Here is a 20,399-nt window from a genome sequence, read left to right as displayed (position 1 = left end):
ACAACAATGGCGCCCTGACTGACAGAATAGACATGCTACTAGTGTGGTTACTTGGTAAAGGGAGATAGCAATGGTTGATGTGTCCGCAGCTGCAAATCATCATATGGCCAATCTGGCACTCAAATTTGAACTGCAAACCGGCAACAAGATTCGTTGGCGCGATGCACCTGCCGGGATGGCGGCGATCCTTAACTTGTCTTTTCATTCCGGTCAGCCGGAGCTGATCAAGCTCGCCAATACCGTTGTTGAGCATTTGTCTGAAGCGGTTCTGAATGAACTTCAGGCGCGGGGTTTTGTGCTGTCTGACGGCGCCAATACCTATCGTGGCAGCCGCCGTTTTGATGTCGGTGGTGCTGCCGCCGGATCAGCTTCTGACAAGGTCGTTTATCGCGGCAGCAAGGCGGCACCAACCGCAGCCAGCGCGTCTGCTGTGGAAGCCAAACCGGCTGACAGCCAGCCAAAATCCCGCCGTGTTTACCGCGGTCGGGTGATTGAAGACTGAGCGCTCACGAACATTGCCGGGTCCCGGCATGCGGGCCCCATGGCTGTTAACGTCGTTTGGTGCTGTTAAAACCGGCCACTTTTTGCTGTAACCGGATTGCCAGTTTTAACGCCAGTGCCCGTATGGATGCGGCACTGGCGTTGGCCGCTTCAACATCGGCACCTTCAGTGCCATACCAGTGCTGGTTGTAGAACCGGCTCCATTGCTCCAGTTCCTCGCTGGCACTATCGCCCGTCGTCACTTTTAAGCGCTGCAACCATTGTTCTACCGGCTCGCCGCGCTGACGGGGTTGTTTCAGCAAGGTTGCCAACCGCTCCAGCCACTGCTGACTCCACTGCAATTCATGCTGACGCGCAGCTGGCTTACCTTTCTGCAAACGCCAGAGAATCCAGCGACTGTAGCTCTGTGGCCACCACCGGTCGCGGAAGATCCAGCTGGCTGCCAGCAGACCAGCCAATAGCAGCCAGGCGGGCCAAAACCAGAACAGGGTTTTGATCAGCACTCCAGCAGGCAATAGCAAACCCAGATAAATTATCTGCCAAAGCCCTCGCAGCATGGCGGAAATCGAAAAACCAGCTGCTCCTGTGGCCGCCTGTTGACGCTGGCGTTGTTCCACGTAGTGATCAATCAGATCGGCACTGGATTGCAGCTCGCTATCGGATTGGGGGCTGGGCAGTTGATAAAACGCCGTCGGTTCAAACGTCAGCCAGCGGCCATTGATCCAGGCTTCTACCCAGGCGTGGCCATCGAGCCCGCGAATTTCAAAATAGCCGGTAACCGGGTTCTGTGTGGTGGCGGAAAAGCCGGTGACCAGTCGCGCCGGAATTTCCAGACTACGCAGCAAGATGGCCATGGCGCTGGCGAAATATTCGCAGTGACCCTGGCGGCTTTCAAACAGGAACTCGGCCACCGGGGTAACCCCTTGCGACGCAAAAATTGAGTCAAAACTGTACTGGTAATTGTTGCGCAGGTGTTGCTCCAGTAGTTCGGCTTTTTGCAGTGGTGAACTGGCTCCGCTGGTGACTTGATAGGCCAGCTGAATCACTCTGGGGTCAAGATCCTGGGGCAACTGCTGGTCACGGAAGTCTGGCGGCGGAGCGCTGTTGGCAATACGTCCGGAAACGGTATTGAGGCTGGATTTGACCGTGATGATGTCACCAGCCCGCAGTGCTCCGGGAGCAACCGGGTGGTTCCAGCGGTCGAGCGCAATAACATTGCTTGGTAACCAGACTTCCTGCGGGTCGCCCGCCGCAGGAATCCAGGCATTGATGGTTTGTTTGAAGGTTAGTTGCTGGCTGTATTGCTCGGCTTCCGGGCCGGCAGGTGCTGCTGTCGGCAGCACCAGATGACCCGAGATGTCGGTCTGGTATTTATGGAAACGGTCGCCCTTGACGCTCCAGCTGCTGCCGTCGAAATAGTTGAACGTGCGGGTTTTCAAATACGCACCGTGCGGAGCCTGCATGACTGCAATCAGGGCATTGAGATCCTGGCCATCGCCCTGACGCCGACTGTCAGCGGCTTCTGCCAGTGAAAAGCTCTCCCGAAAACCGGGGTAATCGTATTCGCTGCGGCGGTCATGATCGCCTTGCCAGAGTGGCTTGGGGCCATCCTGATAGGCTTCTGACAGCTTGTCGTCGCGCTTGATCTGATCATCACTCTGATTTTCCGTACCGTCCTGCAAACCGGCCTGACTTTGCCAGGCGGCGTTTTGTTGTGGCTGGCTGGAATGTGCCAGCCGACCGCCGACATTGGCGGCGGGCAGTCGAGGCATCAGCAGATAAATCAGTCCGGCAATCGCTACCACCAGCAGCGCCGGTTTCAGCACCGATGGTGTGCTGCGCTGATTGCTGATCAGCAGCAGACTGCTGGCCCGTCCCTGCACCCATAACTGCGGCAGCAGCTGGCTGATGCAGAAGCCCCAGACCGCCAACAACAGGATATAGCTGCCACTAATGGTTTCCGCAGCACCCAACATCAGGGCGACAAAACCGGACAGCAAGCCAAAGTAGAGCTGCAGCGGCTTACGGGTCGTGAGGTTGATCGCCAGCTGGGCAAACCACAGCAATACCAGCAGTGCTGGCAGCAGCGACAGCATCAATAACAGTGCCACAAAGCACAGCATGCCGCTGACTGCGATGGCATTGGCAAAGGTGGTCAATAAGGCGTTTTCGCCGTCTGCCCGGCTGCCAATGGTCAGTGTTGCCAGCGTCAGAGGCAGGGTAATCAGCACAGCGAACAGTGCCAGACCAACATTGCTCAATGCCGCTGCAGCGCCAGCAACGCCGAGGCTGAACTGCAGGCTGTGCCATAACACCAGCCTCAGATTGGCGTTGCGAGCCAGGTTGCTGGCAGGGTTGTCAGGAAACTCGAACGGCATGGCGAAACAGCGCCTCCATCTGACTGTTGGCACTGATGGCCATCACTGCGTGCTGATCCTGCAGGCTTTGCCAGCCTTCGGGATAGCTTTGCAGCGGATAAATAAAACTCTGGTCTTCGAGACGAATATCCAGATGGGCACCGCGCCAGGCCGGTAACTCCGGCAATTGGCTGTTGTTACGGATGCTGATGCCAATGACGCGTTGCCCGGCCAGTAACAAGGCACGGTCGAACTCCTGTTGATAGTTTTGCAGGCCATCGGCCTGAACGGCTGTCAGCGCTGCCATATAGTCGGATGTGCCACCGCTGTGGCTGGCGACTGAGCAGTCGATCGGCCGACTGCCTCCGGCAATCAGTCGCATCGGCATATGATGGTGCTGAGCCCATTGCATCAGCGAAGCGGCAATCGAAACTGCCAGTTCAAAGCTGCACCTGGGGGCTTCACCAAGGTTGGAAGCTGGCTGGGTGTCGAGTACCAGCAAAAATTCGGCATCGGCGTAACTGTCGAATTCCTTCACCATTAATTGCTGGTACCGGGCTGATGCGGCCCAGTGAATCTTGCGCAGCGGATCGCCATGGCGGTGTTCACGCAGACCGGCGTATTCGTGTTCGGCAAATTGCTGGCTGGCGAACTGGTGTTCGTGAATATCGTCCATCTGGCTGGCGAAGTCGGGCAGCTGACGAATGCGAAAGCGCTCCGGGTAAACCCGTATGACGGCTGGTTCGATATCGATGATGCGGTAATGGGTTTTGAGACCAAACGGCCAGCTACAGCCGACTCTTACCTGGCTGACGGTGAATTCGCCACGCTGGTGGACTTCACACTCCAGCTCCAGGCGATCACCTGCGGCAGCCACGGCCAAACGCTGGCTGGGCTGCAGTTCAGCAAACGGTAACAAGGCTTCGACTTCCAGCATCGCGAGGGTTTCGGCTTGCTCAAAGCGGTATTCCAGCCGCAGCTTGCCGCCGACCGTGGTTTCGCCCAGCTGGCGTAATGTCAGCTGCACCTTGTTGAGGGTCAACAAGGGCATCAGCCAGCTTACCAACCATAACGCAATAACCAGCGTGAACATGCCGTATAACAGCGCAATACCGCGGTTCCAGGCCACCAGAAAACTAGCGACCGCCAATAACAGCAACAGTCGATGGCCGCCCAGATAGCGGATTAACAGGCCGGTTGCCTGATTTGCCTGCGGGCTGTCCATTAGACGGCTTCGCTGGTCGCGCTGATATCGGCTGGAGCCTGGTTCTGGTCGGGCAGTGGAATGCTGGCAATCAGCTTTTGCCAGAACTCGGCACGGGTTTCCGGCTGATTCAGGCGCGGATCGCGGAAAATCAGTCGGTGGCTCAAGACCGGTTCCAGCAGCATCTGAATGATGGCGGGCGTGACCTGCTTTTTACCGGTCAACAGCGTCATGGCGCGGGAAGTGCGCATTAGTGCCAGCGCACCGCGCGGGCTTGCACCCAGCTGTACCTGCGGGTGTTCACGAGTGGCGCGCACAAGCTGGTTGATATAGCCCAGCAGGTTTTCTGCCAGCGGGATTTTTTCACAATGTTTTTGCAGTGCGATCAAGGATTTTTCGGTCATCACGGGTTCGATACGATCCAGCGGATGGCCGCTTTGCTGGCCCAGCAGGATTTTCAGTTCCTGCTGTTCGTCCGGATAACCCAGTGAAATACGCATCAGGAAACGGTCGAGCTGGGCTTCCGGCAACGGGTAGGTGCCACTGAACTCGAGCGGGTTCTGGGTGGCGATTACCATAAACACGTCTGGCAGGGCATGAATCTCGCGGTCGATGCTGACGGTAGACTCGGCCATGGCTTCCAGCAATGCCGACTGGGTGCGCGGGGTAGTGCGGTTGATTTCATCCGCCAGTAGCAGGTTGGTGAAAACCGGGCCTTTGATGAGCTGGAATTCATGGCTATTCTGGTTGTAGACACTAACGCCTGTTATATCCGATGGCATCAGATCCGGCGTACATTGCAGGCGTTTGAGATCCACTTGTACCGATTTGGCCAGCGCCTTGGCGAGGGTGGTTTTACCCAGCCCGGGGGCGTCTTCAATCAGCAGGTGGCCGCGACACAACAGCGTCGCCAGGGTAAACAGCAGCGATTGCGGCTGGCATTGCACGACCGTGGCAAGGTTCTTGTGGAGTTGTTGCAGTGCGGCAGCCGGATTAGACACAATCATACTTCCTTAATAAGTGTTAGATAGCGAAAGCGGGTCGCTGATCGGATGGCCGGGATCATATCGCCATACAGGCCACCACATGATGAGATGAATACTAATCAAGCCGCGATGTTGGAGTAAAACCCGGAACTGTGAACCAATAGACGGTTTTAACGGGCGGTTGCCGCTTTGCCATCAGTGTCTGACGGGCTTGGGGAATAAGGCGGCATTGCTGAGGTCACATCGCCTGGTCCAGCATGGCAAGGCTTGTCTCGATCTGATTTGCTGGCACACTGACAAACATCGCGTTGGGGATGAAACAGCGGAGTTTATGAAGCCTATCGTCAAGGATATTTGCTGCAAGGTCAGCCGTGGTTACCAGTTCGTTTGCCAGCCAGGTAGGCGGTTAATCGCCTTGGCTCTGCTGGCGTCGCTGGTGGCCTGCTCGGATACTACACTGAACAGCCCCCATCCGGCTGGCGAAGACAGCCAGAAAATCATCGCCTATTCCAGCTTTTCCGAGCGCCCCAAACATCTCGACCCGGTACGTTCCTACAGTGCTGACGAAGGCGTTTTTATTGATCAAATCTATGATCCGCCGCTGCAATACCACTATCTCAAGCGTCCTTACGAACTGGTGCCGAATACCCTGACGGCGATGCCGGAAGTGGTGTATTCCGACATCAATGGCAATCCGGTGGCGGAAGATTCGCCCGAGCTGGTTTACAGCACCTACGTACTGACGCTCAAACCTGGGACCTATTACCAGCCGCATCCGGCCTTTGCCACTCAGGCTTCATCAGAGCAGGGTGAGGACACGCAACCGCGCTACCGGTTTGCCAGTGCGGCAGACTCGGCGGCTTTTAAAACGCTGGATGATTTCACCGAGTCTGACACCCGTGAGTTGGTGGCGGCTGATTACGTCTACCAGCTGAAACGACTGGCAGATCCGGCCAATTTATCGCCGATTCGCGGCCTGCTGGCGGAATACATTGTTGGCATGAATGAATTTGCCGAACAGGTGACCGCGGCCCGCAAACAACTGGCCGATGAGCCGCGTTATCAGCAAACCCGCTGGCTGAATCTGGACAACTATGACTTCAGTGGCGTCAAACTGCTGGACAAGTATCGCTACAGTATTCAGCTGAAGGGCAAGTACCCACAATTCCGCTATTGGCTGGCAATGCGGTTCCTGGCGCCGGTGCCTGAACTGGTGGACGAGTTTTATCATCAACCCGGGCTGGCGGATCGTAATATCACGCTGGACTGGCACCCGGTTGGCAGTGGGCCATTTATGATGACCTTGAACGATCCCAATGAAGCCATTGTGCTGCAACGTAACCCGAATTATCGCGACGATTTTTACCCCACAGAAGGTGAACCGGGCGACGCCGAAGCCGGTTTGCTGGACGACGCGGGTAAACGCCTGCCGATGATTGATGAGGTGATTTTCCGGCTCGAAAAAGAATCCATTCCTCTGTGGACCAAGTTCCTGCAAGGCTATTACGACCGTTCGGGGATCAGCAGTGACAGCTTTGATCAGGCGGTGTCGATTGGCACCACTGGCGTGGATCTTAGCGATGAACTCAAACAACTGGGCATCAAACTCAACGTTGAGGTGCTGCCAGTGACCTACTATTTCGGCTTTAACATGCTCGACCCGATTGTTGGCGGCCAGCCGCTGCCGGACTCGGATCAGCCAGCCGACCCGGTCGCGCAGGAAAAAGCCCGCAAGCTGAGACAAGCCATTGCCATCGCCTACAACGAGGAAGAGCGTATCTCGATCTTCCTCAACGGTCGTGGTGAAACCGCCCAGAGCCCGATTCCGCCGGGGATTTTCGGTTACCAGCAAGGCCAGGACGGTATCAATTCCTATGTCTTTGACTGGGACCCGAACATTCGTCAGGAGGGTGCCAGCGAGCCGGGTGCGCCGGTACGAAAATCCATTGAGGTTGCCAGACAGCTGTTAGCCGAGGCCGGTTATCCGGATGGTCGTGACGCCCAAACCGGTGAGCCATTGGTACTGAATCTGGATACCCCAACTGGCGGTGGCGCCGCCAGTGCCCAGCAAATCTGGTTGATCAAACAATTCAAAAAGCTGGGTATTCAGCTCAATATTCGTGGCTCTGACTACAATCGCTTCAAGGAAAAAATGGTCACCGGCAACGCCCAGATGTTCCAGTGGGGCTGGTCGGCAGACTACCCGGATGCGGAGAATTTCCTGTTCCTGCTGTACAGCAAGAACGGTCAGGTGGTGACGGGCGGGGCCGGAGTCAACTCCAGCAATTACCATAACCCGGAATACGACCGGCTGTTTGAGCAAATGAAGCTGATGCCGGATTCACCGGAGCGACTGGCGATTATCAAACGCATGATAGCCATCTATCAGCACGATGCACCTTGGGCTTCGGGTCTGCATCTGCATTCCTACGTGCTCGACAACCCCTGGGTGAAAAATACCAAACCCCATGGCATCAGTGCGGCGACGCTGAAATATCGCAAGATCGACACCGACATGCGGGCCGAGCTGCGCGAACAACGTAATCAGCCGGTATTGTGGCCGCTGATTCTGGTGGCACTGGTGATTCTGGTGCTGATGATTCCAGGTTACCGGGCCTATCGGCAACGACAGAATTATCGTGTGATGGATGCTTTCAAACGGTCGTCAGGCGCGCCAGCCAATTCTTCTCAAACGACCGACAGCAACGGAGGGCAAGGCTGATGCTGGCATATATTATCCGGCGGTTGTTCTACGCCATTCCGATTCTGATCGGCGTTAACCTGCTGACCTTTGCTCTATTTTTTATGGTCAATACCCCCGACCAGATGGCTCGGGTGCAGCTGGGCGACAAGTACGTTGATCCGCAAGCCATTGAAGCCTGGAAAAGCCAGCGGGGTTACGACAAACCCTTGTTCCTGAACGACCGTGAGGGAAGTGAGGGGTTACTCACAGACACCATTTTCTTCGACAAGTCGATTCGCCTGTTTGCCCTCGACTTTGGCAAGTCGGATGAAGGCCGTTCGATCAGCGCCGATATCTATCAGCGCATGTGGCCCAGTCTGGCGGTGGCATTACCAACCTTTGTGATCGGCCTGGCGGTGAATATTGCGCTGGCGCTGTTTGTGGTGATGTTCCGCGCCAGTCTGTTTGACACCGCAGCCATGGTGGCTTGTGTGGTGTTGATGTCGATTTCCGGTGTTTTCTATGTGTTTGCTGGCCAGTACCTGTTTGCCAAACTGTGGAATCTGGTGCCGATTTCCGGCTATCTGGCAGGGCTGGATGCCGCCAAATTCCTGATTCTGCCAGTGATTATTGGCGTTATTGGGGGCATCGGCAGCGGCACCCGGCTGTACCGCACCCTGTTTCTGGAAGAAGCGGGCAAGGATTATGTGCGTACCGCCCGCGCCAAGGGCGTGCCGGAGCTGACTGTACTGTTCCGGCATATTTTGCCTAACGGCCTGATTCCGATTCTGACCAGCGTGGTAGTGGTGATTCCATCGCTGTTTATGGGCAGTTTGCTGGTTGAATCCTTCTTTGGCATTCCCGGGCTGGGCAGTTATACCCTCGATGCCATTCAGGCACAGGACTTTGCCATCGTTCGCAGCATGGTATTCCTGGGTTCGCTGCTGTACATCGTTGGGCTGATTCTGACCGACATTTCCTACACCCTGGTTGATCCTCGCGTGAGGTTGTCGTGATGGCTGATTTCAAACTGACGATTCTCTGGAGCGACTGGCTGATCTATTTGCTGGTGGTCACGCTGGCGATCTTTTTTATCAATCTGGCGCGTGATGCAGTGACACGTAAACGCTGGCGCAAGGTGTTTGTCTCACCTCTGGGCAGCGCCTCCTTTCTGGTGATTGTGTTTTATGTGGCCATCGCTCTTCTGGATTCGGTGCACTTCCGGCTGCCATTACAACAGCTGGAAGGTTCGGATACGGTGCATTACAGCCAGGAAGTCAACAGCCTGCTGGATCTGACGTTGCAGGACCTGCGGGGCAACGACGAGAAAACCTACTCTGAGCCATTTGCCATCTATTCGTTTGCGAAAGAAAACCGCACCCTGGACAGTGGTCAGGTGGTTCGCGATTTTCCACGGCTGGAACACGCAGGCAGTCATTTGCCCACCGGTAAACCCGCCAGCGCCGATATATTTGAGCGCACCATGCATGCTCTGGTGGTGGGGGCCTTGCTGACGCTGGCATTGTGGCTGCTGATCTGGGTTTTACGCTGGGGCCTGGGTTTATCCAGTGGGCAAGGCCTGCAAGCCAGTGCCTGGCTGCCGTGGAAAAGCATTCTGCTGACACTTGGCGCGCTGGTGCTGGTCAGCACCTGGGTGATGCAGCTGGGAGGTTATTACCACATTCTGGGCACCAACAAGGTCGGCCAGGACGTGCTGTTTCAGGCCATTAAAGCGGTGCGAACCGGCGTTTTGATTGGCACTCTGGCGACCCTGCTAACCTTGCCACTGGCGGTCGGTCTTGGCATTGCCGCCGGCTATTTCAAGGGCTGGGTTGACGATCTGGTGCAGTACGTTTACACCACCTTGAGTTCGATTCCGGGCATTCTCCTGATCGCCGCGTCGGTGCTGCTGATCGACGTTTATATCGAAACCCATCCCGAACAATTCCAGCTCACTGCCGAGCGCGCGGACTTCCAGTTCCTGGCGCTGTGTTTCATTCTCGGCATGACCAGTTGGACAGGCCTGTGTCGGCTGTTGCGGGCCGAAACCCTCAAGGTCAGCCAGCTTGATTATGTGCAGGCCGCGCGCGCCTTTGGCGTCAGTAACGGCCGGATTATCGGCAAGCATATTCTGCCCAACGTCACTCATATTGTGCTGATTGCACTGGTGCTGGATTTCAGCGGCTTTGTGCTGGCGGAAGCGATTCTTTCCTACATAGGCGTGGGTGTCGATCCGTCGATGGCCAGCTGGGGCAACATGATCAACGAAGCCCGGGCCGAGCTGTCACGGGAGCCGGTGGTGTGGTGGTCGGTGGCGGCAGCCTTCAGCATGATGTTTGTGCTGGTACTGGCGGCCAATCTGTTTGCCGACAAGGTGCGTGATGCCTTTGATCCAAGGACTGTGGGGTAAAAATGGCCTTGTTACATGTTTTCAACCTGACCATTGAATTGCCCGCCAGCACTGGCCCGGACGCCAGCCCGGCGCGGTCGCTGGTGAAAGGCATCGGCTTTGATATTGATGCCGGTGAAATTCTGGCGCTGGTCGGCGAAAGTGGTTCCGGTAAATCCCTGACGGCATTGGCGCTGTTGCGTTTGTTACCGGATGCGCTGGCAATTACGGCTGGTTCCGTGCGCCTTGGTGATAACGAACTGTTCAGCTTCAGCGAAAGCGAAATGAACCGGGTGCGGGGCTTTCGGGCGGCGATGATTTTTCAGGAGCCGCAGTCGGCACTGAATCCGGTCAAAACCCTCGAACAGCAGGTTGGCGAAGTGCTTACCCTGCACAAAAAACTGCGCGGCCAGGCACGTCGGCAGGCGGTGCTGGGGTTGCTGGAAGAAGTCGGCATTCCGGACGCCCGGCAGCGGCTCGACTGGTATCCGCATCAGTTGTCGGGCGGTCAGAAACAACGGGTGATGATTGCCATGGCACTGGCCTGTGAGCCGGATTTATTGATTGCCGATGAGCCAACTACCGCGCTGGATGTGACGATCCAGAAGCAGATTCTTGAACTGCTGAATCAGTTGCGCCGGGCTCGTGGGCTGGCGGTGTTGCTGATTACCCATGATATGGGCGTGGTGGCGGAAATGGCCGATCGGGTGGCGGTGATGCGTCACGGCGACATTCTGGAATACCGCCCTTGTCAGGAATTTTTTGCCGCGCCGCAGCACGACTACAGTCAGCAGCTGATTCATTCCTTGCCCAAACGCCAGTTCCGGCCTCACATCACCGAGCCACAGCCGTTACTGGAAGTCGACAACCTCAAGGTCTGGTTTCCACAACGCCAGGGTATTTTGCAGCGGGTGGCGGGTTACACCAAGGCTGTGGATGGGGTGTCGTTCAGCATTCATAAAGGCGAAACCCTGGCTCTGGTCGGTGAGTCCGGCTCGGGCAAGTCCACCGTTGGGCGGGCGATTCTGGCGCTGGAAGCAGCGACCGAAGGTCGGGTGAGCTTTGACGGTCAGGCGATCAGTGAACTGGATCAAAAAGCGTTTTTGCCTTATCGAAAACGTATTCAGGTGATTTTTCAGGACCCGTTTTCGTCGATGAACCCGCGTATGACGATCCGCGAGATTCTCGCCGAAGGCATGCGCAGCTTGGGGCTGGCTGAAACGTCAGGTCAGCGTAAAAGCCGCCAGGAAGAAAAACTCAGCCAGCTATTGGTGCGGGTTGGGCTGGCGGCCGAGCATCTGGATCGTTATCCGCACGAGTTTTCCGGTGGTCAGCGCCAGCGTATTGCCATCGCCCGGGCGATTGCCGTGGAGCCAGAGCTGATCATCTGTGACGAACCAACCAGTGCGCTGGACGTTTCCATTCGTGGGCAGGTGATGGAGTTGCTGCTGGAGCTGCAACGGGAAATGGGCCTCAGTTATCTGTTTATCACCCATGACCTGTCGATCATTCCGCATCTGGCCCACAGGGTGGCGGTGATGAAAAACGGCGTACTGGTGGAACAGGGATTGTGTGATCAGGTGATGAATCAGCCGCAGGACCCTTATACCCAGGCACTGTTGGCGGCGGCGCCGGTGATTCAGGCGCTTGGCTGAAGCGGGCAAACTTGCCGGCTTGCGGCGTATACCTGACTGCCCAACACGGAAATATTCCGGCAGGACTTGAATCCTCACCGTCCGCCACCATAACCTCGAAACTGATTTTGTAACGGCAGCCCGCCCAGGGCTGTCGCCTGATGGAGAATTCTGTGAGCCAACTGACCCAAGCCCAGGTGGAAAGCGCCCTGGCAAGTTACACCGACCCTTATCTGGAAACTGACTTGCTGAGTGCCGGTGCGTTGCGCTCGGTGCAGATCGAAGGGACGCGGGTGGATGTCGAGCTGGAGCTGGATTATCCCTCCGAATTCCTCAAGGGCGGGGTTGCCCAGCTGCTGCAAACTGCACTGGAAAACCTCGACGGCTGTGACGCCGCGACGGTTAACATCGGCTGGCATGTGGATTCCCACAAGAGCCACGACGGTGGTGAGGCGCTGGCCGGGGTGAAAAATATTGTTGCCATTGCTTCCGGCAAAGGCGGTGTTGGCAAGTCGACCACCACCGTCAATCTGGCGCTGGCGCTGGCCAAGGACGGCGCCAAAGTCGGTCTGCTGGATGCCGATATTTATGGTCCCAGTCAGGGCATTATGCTTGGCGTAGCCGATGGTACCCGGCCGGAAACCATTGATAACAAGTGGTTTGTGCCGATTGAAGCCCATGGCATCAAAACCATGTCGATGGCTTACCTGGTCACTGAAGACACCCCGATGGTGTGGCGTGGCCCCATGGTTGCCGGTGCGTTGATGCAGATTATGAACCAGACCCAGTGGGGCGAACTGGATTACCTGCTGATCGACATGCCGCCGGGCACGGGTGATATCCAGCTGACGCTGAGCCAGAAATTCCCGGTTGCCGGTGCCGTGATTGTGACCACGCCACAGGACATCGCGCTGGCGGATGCCAAAAAAGGCGTCGAGATGTTCCGCAAGGTTGGCATTCCGGTGCTTGGTATGATTGAAAACATGAGCATGCACATTTGCTCCAGCTGTGGTCATGCAGAGCATATCTTTGGTGAACACGGCGCCGACCGGCTGGCGGCAACCTACAACACCAAAGTGTTGGGTTCCTTGCCATTGGCCAAATATATTCGCGAACAGGCTGATGCGGGTACACCGGTTGTGGCTGCGGATGACAGCTCGGAAGTCGCCATGATGTATCGGCATGCCGCACGGCGGATGGCCGTGGCGCTGGCTCGTGGCGGAGTAGCTGCGGCCGACATGCCGACCATTGAGATTTCCGACGACTGATCGGGCAATAATCCTGATACTGCGGGGTGATTGCTGGCAACCAGCCACCGTACTTTTTAAATGTCACATCCACAGTGCTGGTGGCACCTCAGGCCGCCAGCTCGCCTGTTGGCGCCTATACTGCCCAATGTTGGTATCCGGCGGTTTTCATACTAGTCTGGGATTAACAGCAGCTATTCACCGGCAGGTATGTCTTGATGCAAAATTCGCCAGCGCCGCTCGCCAGTGATGTCCCATCAACGGGACGCTTGCATTGGTACCATTGGGCTGTACTGGTTTTATCGCTGATCCTCACTGTCAGTGCCTGGTACATTTCAGCGGAAAACGCGGAGCAAAAGTCCAGAGCCTTGTTTGAATATCAGGCCAGCCAGATTATCGATCTGGTGCAGGAGCGCATGGCTAAATACGAAGAAGCGCTGTGGGCGGGGGTCGCAACCCTCAATGTCAAAGATGAGTTTACCCGCTCTGACTGGAAAAAATTTGCCGATACCTTGCACATTCAGGATCGTTATCCCGGTATTAACGGTATCGGTGTGATTCACTATGTACCTCCCGCCAAGAAAGACGCTTACCTGTCCTGGCTGCGCCTTGAAATGCCGGATTATACGATTCACCCTGAACACTCAAACCCTGAATTCTGGCCCATTGCCTACATCGAGCCTCAGTCGGACAACCTAAAAGCGGTTGGCCTGGACGTTGCTCATGAAGCGAACCGCTATAACGCCGCGCTCAAGGCCCGCAAGACCGCCAGCGTACAGATAACCGGGCCAATTACTCTGGTCCAGGACACTCGTAAAACGCCTGGATTCCTGTTTTATGCGCCCTGGTTTTCCCAGGACAGCCGGGAACGGCTTTACGGTAAGGGCAACTTTCTTGGCCTGGTATATTCACCCTTTATCATGCACAAGCTGATGGGCGGGACCCTGGCCAACAGCAACCGGCAGGTGAACTTCAGTATTGCTGATGGCGAGGTAGAGCTTTACAACGAGCTGACTGAGCGCTCCGAAAACTACGATGCCAGCCCCTTGTTCACAACCCGCCAGACAATTGAACTGTATGGTCGTGAGTGGACCTTTGTGGTGCAGTCTTCGACGCTGTTTCGGAATCAGCAAAATCACGTGCAACCCTGGTTCATCCTGGCAGGCGGTATTCTCATCGATAGCATGTTGTTGCTGATCTTCGTTGTCCTGGGACGGAGTCGCCAAAACGCTATTGATTATTCACATCAGGTGACAAGGGATTTAAGAGTCCGCCAGCAAGAACTGGAATTGGCGCGTGAGAGATTGCAGCAACGCAACAACGAATTACTGGAAGCCAATAAGGAACTGGACCAGTTCGCTTTCGTGGCTTCCCATGATCTCAAGGGGCCGCTGCGTGGCATAGGCCAGCTGGCGGGATGGATTGAAGACGATCTTCGAGGCACCTTGTCGGCTCAAACCCGGGATTATCTGGATCTGCTGAAAGGTCGTATCCAGCGGCTGGAATCCTTGCTGGATGGCCTGTTGGGCTATTCCCGAATTGGCCGCGATGAGGGCAAGCCAGAAACTTTCATCATTGCAGACAGAATCAGGGAGCTTTTTGTGCTGCTGGCCCCACCAGAAAGTTTTTCGCTGGTTTGTGACGACAAGGTTGGAGAAATCACAACCCTGTCAGCGCCTTTTGATCAGGTCATGCGCAATCTGATGGCCAATGCCCTGAAGCACCACGACAAGGCGTTTGGCACCCTCAAGGTCAAAAGCTGGGCGGCCAACAGCAAGTACTATTTTTCGGTATCGGATGATGGGCCGGGAATTCCCCAAAAATATCAGGATGCCGTGTTTGAATTGTTTCATACCCTCAAGCCCAGAGATGAGGTGGAAGGCAGTGGCCTGGGTTTGGCGATTGTGAAGAAAATTGTTGAGCGCTACGACGGCCATGTTTATGTCCAATCCGACGGTAAACGAGGCACCTCATTTGTGTTTGACTGGCCCAGCGAAATCAAGCCTCGCAGGCTAAGCACAAAGGACACGGACAGTACCGACGGCGTGGTTGGAGCCGACACGTCGCTGTCAGCCAGATGATGAAGTTAGTGGCTTATCAGGACTGCAGAATACCAGTATGAAAATATTAATCATCGACGACGATGTAATCGACCGGATGGCAGCAATACGCACGTTGAAAGAATCGGAACTGAGCATCGGTCAGATTGATCAGACCGGCTTTCCGGAAGAGGGAATCGCCTGGGCCAGGGATAAACAGTACGACGTCATTCTGCTCGATTATCGCTTACCACCATCCAATGGTATCGAGGTTCTGCGGGAGCTGCGTGGTCTGCAAGGCTTCTCGGCAGCGGTGGTGATGGTCAGTCATAGCAATGACGAGGAGTTGGCGCTGCGATGTGTTGAGGCGGGTGCGCAGGACTTTCTGATGAAAGGGGAGCTGAGTGGAATACGGCTGAAACGTTCGATTCTACTGGCGTCCGAACGTTACGAACTGGAACGACGGATATCGGAAAGCCATCTGCAATTGCGCCAGTTGGCCGAGCATGACAGCCTGACCGGTTTGCGGAATCGCTATTTCTTTGATCAGGCTCTGCAAGATGCGATTCCACAAGCCCGGCGCAACGGCCGCAATCTGGCGTTGTTATTGCTCGACCTCGACAAGTTCAAAAATATCAACGACACCCTGGGGCATGTCGCGGGTGATGAGTACCTGGTCAAGGTTGCCCGCCGGCTGGAGCTGTCGATTCGTGATGGTGACAATTTGTGTCGGTTGGGCGGTGATGAATTCGCCATCCTGGTGCACGATCTGGAGCGTGTTGATCAGATTCGCCTGTTGGTCAAACGTCTGTTTGACTCGCTGGCAGATCCGGTTGTGATCAATGGTGCGCCAGTGGATATTTCGGTCAGTATTGGCGTGGCTGTCTACCCTGAGTGCGGAAGTGATCCGGTCGAGCTGATGAAATCAGCGGATGTCGCCATGTACCGTTCCAAAGAGCTGGGGCGTAATCAGGTGCAGTACTATTCCCAGCGTTTTCACTCGGCGATGGAAAACCGCATCCAGCTGGAAAATGATTTAAAGAAGTCGCTGTATCTGGATCAACTGGAGCTTTATTACCAGCCGCTGATTGATGGTACGACGGGTGAGATGTCCAGTGTTGAGGTGCTGGTGCGTTGGAATCATCCGGTGCGAGGTCTGATTGGCCCGGCAGAGTTTATTCCCATCGCTGAAGAAACCGGCTTTATTAATGAAATGGGGCGCTGGGTTCTGACAAAGGCTTGCCAGCAATTCGGGCGTTGGCGACAGCAATATGGACTTTCCCGTTCACTGACGTTCTCTATCGCGGCTAATTTGTCTGCGCGTCAGCTTAAGGATCATGGCTTGCTCAGCCATCTGCATTATTGTCTGGAGCATTACCAGATACCGCCTGCCAGGCTCGAACTGGAGTTGACGGAAAGCTGTCTGGAGAACAGTCTGGTGGTGCTGGATCAGCTGACAGCATTGGCGAATCTTGGGGTTAATTTGTCGCTGGACGATTTTGGAACAGGATATTCGTCGTTGGCTCATCTCAAGGATTACCCGTTTAATATCCTTAAAATAGATCGGACGTTCGTGTCATCAATTCAACAGGAAAGTGATGCCAGATTGCTCAAGGCCATCTGTTCATTTGCTCATTCTCTGGGTTATCAAACAGTGGCAGAGGGAATAGAGACTGAACTGCAACGAGATATTTGCGTTAGCCTCGGGGTTGGTCGAATGCAGGGTTTTCTGTTTTCAAAGCCTTTGCCTCTGAGCGAATTTGAGTTTGGTTGGTTAACTTCGGAATCCGGCTCTTGCTAATATCCGTCGTTTTGCATACTGCGTAAAAAGTGCGGGCTGCCATTGAACAGGTTGAAAGTTGGGGCGGGTTGAAAGTTCGGGTGCTGAAGTTTTCCCGGACAATAAAAAAGCAGCCATCCTGGCTGCTTTTTTATTTGGGAGGTGCTGTGGCAGCAATACCACTCGTATCAGTATCTGTTACGGATGGTCTCAGGGCGTTGTCGCTTATGCCAGTTTGGCGGCAATAGTGGCAACGTGCTGACCCTGGAATTTTGCGATGGTGATTTCTTTTTCCGATGGAGTACGTGAGCCGTCACCACCAGCGATTGTACCTGCGCCATAAGGTGAGCCACCGCGGGCTTCAGACATATCAAACATTTCCGGGATCGCATAAGGGACTCCGACAATGACCATGCCGTGATGCATCAGGGTGTTATGGAACGATGTAATGGTGGTTTCGTTTCCTGCACCGGTACCAGTACTGGTGAATACGGAACCCACTTTTCCCTGCAGTTTTCCTTCGGCCCACAGACCGCCGGTCTGGTCCAGAAAGTTACGCATCTGGCTGGCCATATTACCGAAGCGGGTCGGGGTACCAAAAATAATGGCATCGTAGTCGGCCAGTTCTGCTGGCGTGGCAATATCTGCTTGCTGCTCCAGTTTCACACCAGCCGCTTTTGCGACGTCTTCAGGCATCAACTCTGGTACTCGTTTGATTACGACTTCAGTACCTGCAACGCTGGCGGCGCCTTCAGCGATTGCGTTAGCCATGGTTTCGATATGGCCGTAGGAAGAGTAGTAGAGAACCAGAACTTTGCTCATAAATAACTCCTTGGAGTTTCAGAAATTTGGGTAACCAGGTGCGGTGTTATTCGGTGCCGGGGAGTATTAAGCAGTAGTGCTTTTCATAAAATTGGATAAATTGAATCAATAGATTCTATTTTTTCGAAAATATTGGCAGTGAAGGGCTGAAAGGGGAGCTTTTATCTGGGTTTTGTCTATTTGTTCGGCGGGTTTGGCGAATTCTGTCGATATAGCAACGCAGCAGGCATCAGAGCGTTGCAACAGGGTGCTTAATTTGAGGGTTATTAGTAGTTAACGAACCAGTATTTTTCCCAGGCTGCCATCACTTTCTCTGGATAGACGGTTCTGCCAAGGCTGCCGTTGTAACGCGCCAGCGCCCGGATCCAATTGCCTTTTTCCTTATCGAGGTAATGCTTGAGGATAGTGCAGCCATACCGCAGGTTGGTGGCCATCGCCATCAGGTTGTCGTCGTCGCGGCCAATTTCCTGTTTCCAGAACGGCATGATCTGCATATAGCCCTGGGCGCCAACGCGGGAGACGGCGAAGCGGTCAAAGGCGCTTTCTACCTGAATTACTGCCAATACCAGTTCCGGCGAAATACCGGCGCGGCTGGCTTCCTGATGGACGTGCTTGAGAAACTCGACGCGTTTGGCCTTGCTTTTCAGCTTGATCCATTTCATCTGGTCAAGACGGGACTGCATGTCCATCAGCCAGACTTCGGCGTCGAAACGATCGGGGAAGGATTCGGCGGACGACACCGCCGATAGCAACGCCTGCCGAAGTTCCGGGTCAGGGTTGGGCATAGCCTCTGCAAGGCTGTGGCTGCTCAGCAACCACAGCAGGCAGAGTGTCAGACAGTGACGGGCGTTCAGCACTGCACCTGTTGCTGCAGGAAGTCCATCAGGCCGTCAACGTCGATATCTTGCTTGTCGTCGCTGCGACGGGCCTTGTATTCCACGGTACCCGCTTCCAGGCCCTTGTCGGAAATCACCAGACGGTGCGGGAAGCCCATCAGTTCCATGTCGGCGAACTTGACCCCCGGGCTGGTCTTCTTGTCGCGGTCATCCAGATAGACGTCATAACCGGCGGCGACCAGCTCGGCATACAGCTTGTCAGTGGCTTGCTGTACGGCTTCGGAACGGTGGTAGTTCATCGGCACGATACCAATGTGGAACGGCGCAATGGCGTCAGGCCAGATAATGCCGTTGGCATCGTGGTTCTGTTCGATAGCGGCAGCGACCACGCGGCTGATGCCAATGCCGTAACAGCCCATGATCATGGTGCGGTCCTTGCCGTTTTCATCCAGCACGGTGGCCTTCATGGCTTCGGAGTACTTGGTGCCGAGCTGGAAGATGTGGCCCACTTCGATACCACGCTTGATTTCGATGGTGCCATTGCCACATGGGCTTGGGTCACCGGCAACTACGTTTCGCAGGTCAGCGAATTCTGGCAGTGGCAGGTCGCGTTCCCAGTTGATGCCGAAGTAGTGCTTGCCATCAATGTTGGCGCCAGCGCCGAAGTCGGAACTGATGCTGAGGGCGTGGTCAGCGATGATGCGCATGTTCAGACCGACCGGGCCAATAGAGCCAGGGCCTGCTCCCACAACCGGGCGCATTTCTTCTTCGTTGGCAAACTGGAATGGTGAAGCAACGCCGTCGATTTTCTCGGCCTTGATTTCATTCAGTTCATGGTCGCCGCGAACCAGCAGGGCGATCAGCTCATAGTTGCCGTCTTCATCGGCTTCACCTCGGACGATCAGGGTCTTGACGGTTTTTTCAATGGCGATGCCGTGTTGCTCAACCAGTGCTGCGATGGTTTTGGCATTTGGCGTGTCGACGACGTGCATGTCCTGGGTTGGCGCTGCGCGCTCGCCGACTGGTGGCAGGGCTTCGGCCAGTTCGACGTTGGCGGCGTAATCGCTGCCGTTGGAGAATACGATATCGTCTTCACCGGAATCAGCCAGTACCTGGAATTCGTGTGACTTGGCACCACCGATGGAGCCGGTGTCTGCCATTACTGGCCGGAAGTCCAGCCCCATACGGTTGAACACATTGCAGTAGGCAGCGTGCATCTTGTCGTAGGTGTCCTGCAGGCTTTCCTCGTTAGCGTGGAACGAGTAGGCGTCTTTCATGATGAATTCACGGGCACGCATTACACCAAAGCGTGGGCGGGTTTCATCACGAAACTTGGTCTGGATCTGATACAGGTTAACCGGCAGCTGCTTATAGCTGCTGAGCTGGTTGCGGGCCATGTCGGTGATGACTTCTTCATGGGTTGGGCCAATACAGAAGTCACGGTTGTGACGGTCTTTTACGCGCAGCAGTTCGCCACCGTACTGGAACCAACGACCGGTTTCTTCCCACAGTTCTGCCGGCTGCACTGCTGGCATCAGGACTTCTTGCGCGCCAGCCTTGTTCATCTCGTCACGAACGATGTTTTCAACCTTGCGCAAGGTACGCAGGCCCAGCGGCATCCAGGTATACAGACCGGCGGCCAGCTTGCGGATCATACCGGCCCGCAGCATCAGCTGGTGGCTGACGACAACGGCGTCGGCCGGAGTTTCTTTTTCAGTAGCGAGTAAAAATTCAGTTGCGCGCATGGTGGCCTGTCAAATCCGGTTACTTTCAGAAAATTGCGTCGATTCTACTGGCTGGAGCAGTCCGCGGCAATTTGGCTAATTATTTGGCTCAAAAGGCCATGGCGCTACTTGTTTGAGACTGGGCCTGTGACATACTCTGCCGCCTGCTTTGAAACGTACCACCTCAGGGTAACAAC

Annotated in this window: 14 protein-coding genes; 8 read left to right on the top strand and 6 right to left on the bottom strand. The window is 55.4% G+C overall.

The window, feature by feature from the left end:
• Nucleotides 1-70 precede the first annotated feature (70 nt).
• The gene (locus tag K6123_RS13075; RefSeq protein ID WP_221798400.1) at nucleotides 71-502 is read left to right on the top strand and encodes a hypothetical protein; all 432 of its coding nucleotides are present in this window, start codon (nucleotides 71-73) and stop codon (nucleotides 500-502) included.
• A gap of 46 nt (nucleotides 503-548) precedes the next feature.
• On the opposite strand, the gene K6123_RS13070 is transcribed toward K6123_RS13075, so the two are convergent.
• Genes K6123_RS13070 through K6123_RS13060 form a run of 3 tightly spaced genes read right to left on the bottom strand, consistent with a single transcriptional unit; the run spans nucleotide 549 to nucleotide 5,063 of the window.
• Nucleotides 549-2,879: a transglutaminase TgpA family protein gene (locus K6123_RS13070; protein ID WP_221798398.1), complete on the bottom strand. Its 2,331-nt coding sequence runs from the start codon at nucleotides 2,877-2,879 to the stop codon at nucleotides 549-551.
• Nucleotides 2,860-4,083, bottom strand: a complete 1,224-nt coding sequence (locus tag K6123_RS13065; protein WP_221798396.1) for a DUF58 domain-containing protein — start codon at nucleotides 4,081-4,083, stop codon at nucleotides 2,860-2,862. The genes K6123_RS13070 and K6123_RS13065 overlap by 20 nt, the downstream gene beginning before the upstream one ends.
• Complete coding sequence (locus K6123_RS13060; protein WP_343223996.1) at nucleotides 4,083-5,063, bottom strand: AAA family ATPase; 981 nt, start codon at nucleotides 5,061-5,063, stop codon at nucleotides 4,083-4,085. The genes K6123_RS13065 and K6123_RS13060 overlap by 1 nt, the downstream gene beginning before the upstream one ends.
• Nucleotides 5,064-5,379: 316 nt before the next feature.
• Here K6123_RS13060 and K6123_RS13055 point away from each other — a divergent pair, with 316 nt between their 5' ends.
• The 7 genes from K6123_RS13055 (at nucleotide 5,380) to K6123_RS13025 (ending at nucleotide 16,841) form a co-directional block, all read left to right on the top strand.
• Nucleotides 5,380-7,770: an ABC transporter substrate-binding protein gene (locus K6123_RS13055; protein WP_221798392.1), complete on the top strand. Its 2,391-nt coding sequence runs from the start codon at nucleotides 5,380-5,382 to the stop codon at nucleotides 7,768-7,770.
• Nucleotides 7,770-8,747 carry an ABC transporter permease gene (locus tag K6123_RS13050; protein ID WP_221798390.1) on the top strand — a complete coding sequence of 326 codons (978 nt, stop codon included), beginning with the start codon at nucleotides 7,770-7,772 and terminating at the stop codon, nucleotides 8,745-8,747. The genes K6123_RS13055 and K6123_RS13050 overlap by 1 nt, the downstream gene beginning before the upstream one ends.
• Nucleotides 8,747-10,141 carry an ABC transporter permease gene (locus K6123_RS13045; protein WP_221798388.1) on the top strand — a complete coding sequence of 465 codons (1,395 nt, stop codon included), beginning with the start codon at nucleotides 8,747-8,749 and terminating at the stop codon, nucleotides 10,139-10,141. Before K6123_RS13050 ends, K6123_RS13045 begins: the two co-directional genes overlap by 1 nt.
• A 2-nt stretch (nucleotides 10,142-10,143) precedes the next feature.
• Nucleotides 10,144-11,775: an ABC transporter ATP-binding protein gene (locus K6123_RS13040; protein ID WP_221798386.1), complete on the top strand. Its 1,632-nt coding sequence runs from the start codon at nucleotides 10,144-10,146 to the stop codon at nucleotides 11,773-11,775.
• Between the two features lie 152 nt (nucleotides 11,776-11,927).
• Nucleotides 11,928-13,022: an iron-sulfur cluster carrier protein ApbC gene (gene apbC, locus K6123_RS13035; protein ID WP_221798385.1), complete on the top strand. Its 1,095-nt coding sequence runs from the start codon at nucleotides 11,928-11,930 to the stop codon at nucleotides 13,020-13,022.
• A gap of 197 nt (nucleotides 13,023-13,219) precedes the next feature.
• A complete protein-coding gene (locus K6123_RS13030) occupies nucleotides 13,220-15,082 on the top strand; it encodes a CHASE domain-containing sensor histidine kinase (protein ID WP_221798383.1) in 1,863 nt (620 codons plus the stop codon).
• Between the two features lie 37 nt (nucleotides 15,083-15,119).
• Nucleotides 15,120-16,841, top strand: a complete 1,722-nt coding sequence (locus K6123_RS13025; RefSeq protein ID WP_221798381.1) for a putative bifunctional diguanylate cyclase/phosphodiesterase — start codon at nucleotides 15,120-15,122, stop codon at nucleotides 16,839-16,841.
• Nucleotides 16,842-17,045: 204 nt separating this feature from the next.
• Here K6123_RS13025 and wrbA read toward each other — a convergent pair whose 3' ends face one another.
• The 3 genes from wrbA to K6123_RS13010 form a co-directional block, all read right to left on the bottom strand.
• Nucleotides 17,046-17,642 carry an NAD(P)H:quinone oxidoreductase gene (gene wrbA, locus K6123_RS13020; RefSeq protein ID WP_221798379.1) on the bottom strand — a complete coding sequence of 199 codons (597 nt, stop codon included), beginning with the start codon at nucleotides 17,640-17,642 and terminating at the stop codon, nucleotides 17,046-17,048.
• Between the two features lie 266 nt (nucleotides 17,643-17,908).
• Nucleotides 17,909-18,499: a lytic transglycosylase domain-containing protein gene (locus K6123_RS13015; protein WP_343223995.1), complete on the bottom strand. Its 591-nt coding sequence runs from the start codon at nucleotides 18,497-18,499 to the stop codon at nucleotides 17,909-17,911.
• Nucleotides 18,493-20,223, bottom strand: coding sequence for a proline--tRNA ligase (locus K6123_RS13010; protein ID WP_221798377.1), 1,731 nt, complete (start codon nucleotides 20,221-20,223; stop codon nucleotides 18,493-18,495). Before K6123_RS13010 ends, K6123_RS13015 begins: the two co-directional genes overlap by 7 nt.
• Between the last annotated feature and the right edge of the window lie 176 nt (nucleotides 20,224-20,399).

Origin of the sequence: Oceanobacter mangrovi (genome assembly GCF_019740315.1) — a bacterium.
In the GTDB taxonomy this organism is placed as follows: Bacteria; Pseudomonadota; Gammaproteobacteria; order Pseudomonadales; family Oceanobacteraceae; genus Oceanobacter; species Oceanobacter mangrovi.
This window is presented reverse-complemented; position numbering and strand designations above follow the sequence as displayed.

What these genes read in the sequence shown, in the direction of transcription:
- K6123_RS13075 (WP_221798400.1), top strand. Translation starts at nt 71, where the DNA reads ATGGTTGATGTGTCCGCAGCTGCAAATCATCATATGGCCAATCTGGCA.
- K6123_RS13070 (WP_221798398.1), bottom strand. Translation starts at nt 2,879, where the DNA reads ATGCCGTTCGAGTTTCCTGACAACCCTGCCAGCAACCTGGCTCGCAAC.
- K6123_RS13065 (WP_221798396.1), bottom strand. Translation starts at nt 4,083, where the DNA reads ATGGACAGCCCGCAGGCAAATCAGGCAACCGGCCTGTTAATCCGCTAT.
- K6123_RS13055 (WP_221798392.1), top strand. Translation starts at nt 5,380, where the DNA reads ATGAAGCCTATCGTCAAGGATATTTGCTGCAAGGTCAGCCGTGGTTAC.
- K6123_RS13050 (WP_221798390.1), top strand. Translation starts at nt 7,770, where the DNA reads ATGCTGGCATATATTATCCGGCGGTTGTTCTACGCCATTCCGATTCTG.
- K6123_RS13045 (WP_221798388.1), top strand. Translation starts at nt 8,747, where the DNA reads ATGGCTGATTTCAAACTGACGATTCTCTGGAGCGACTGGCTGATCTAT.
- K6123_RS13040 (WP_221798386.1), top strand. Translation starts at nt 10,144, where the DNA reads ATGGCCTTGTTACATGTTTTCAACCTGACCATTGAATTGCCCGCCAGC.
- K6123_RS13030 (WP_221798383.1), top strand. Translation starts at nt 13,220, where the DNA reads ATGCAAAATTCGCCAGCGCCGCTCGCCAGTGATGTCCCATCAACGGGA.
- K6123_RS13025 (WP_221798381.1), top strand. Translation starts at nt 15,120, where the DNA reads ATGAAAATATTAATCATCGACGACGATGTAATCGACCGGATGGCAGCA.
- wrbA (WP_221798379.1), bottom strand. Translation starts at nt 17,642, where the DNA reads ATGAGCAAAGTTCTGGTTCTCTACTACTCTTCCTACGGCCATATCGAA.
- K6123_RS13010 (WP_221798377.1), bottom strand. Translation starts at nt 20,223, where the DNA reads ATGCGCGCAACTGAATTTTTACTCGCTACTGAAAAAGAAACTCCGGCC.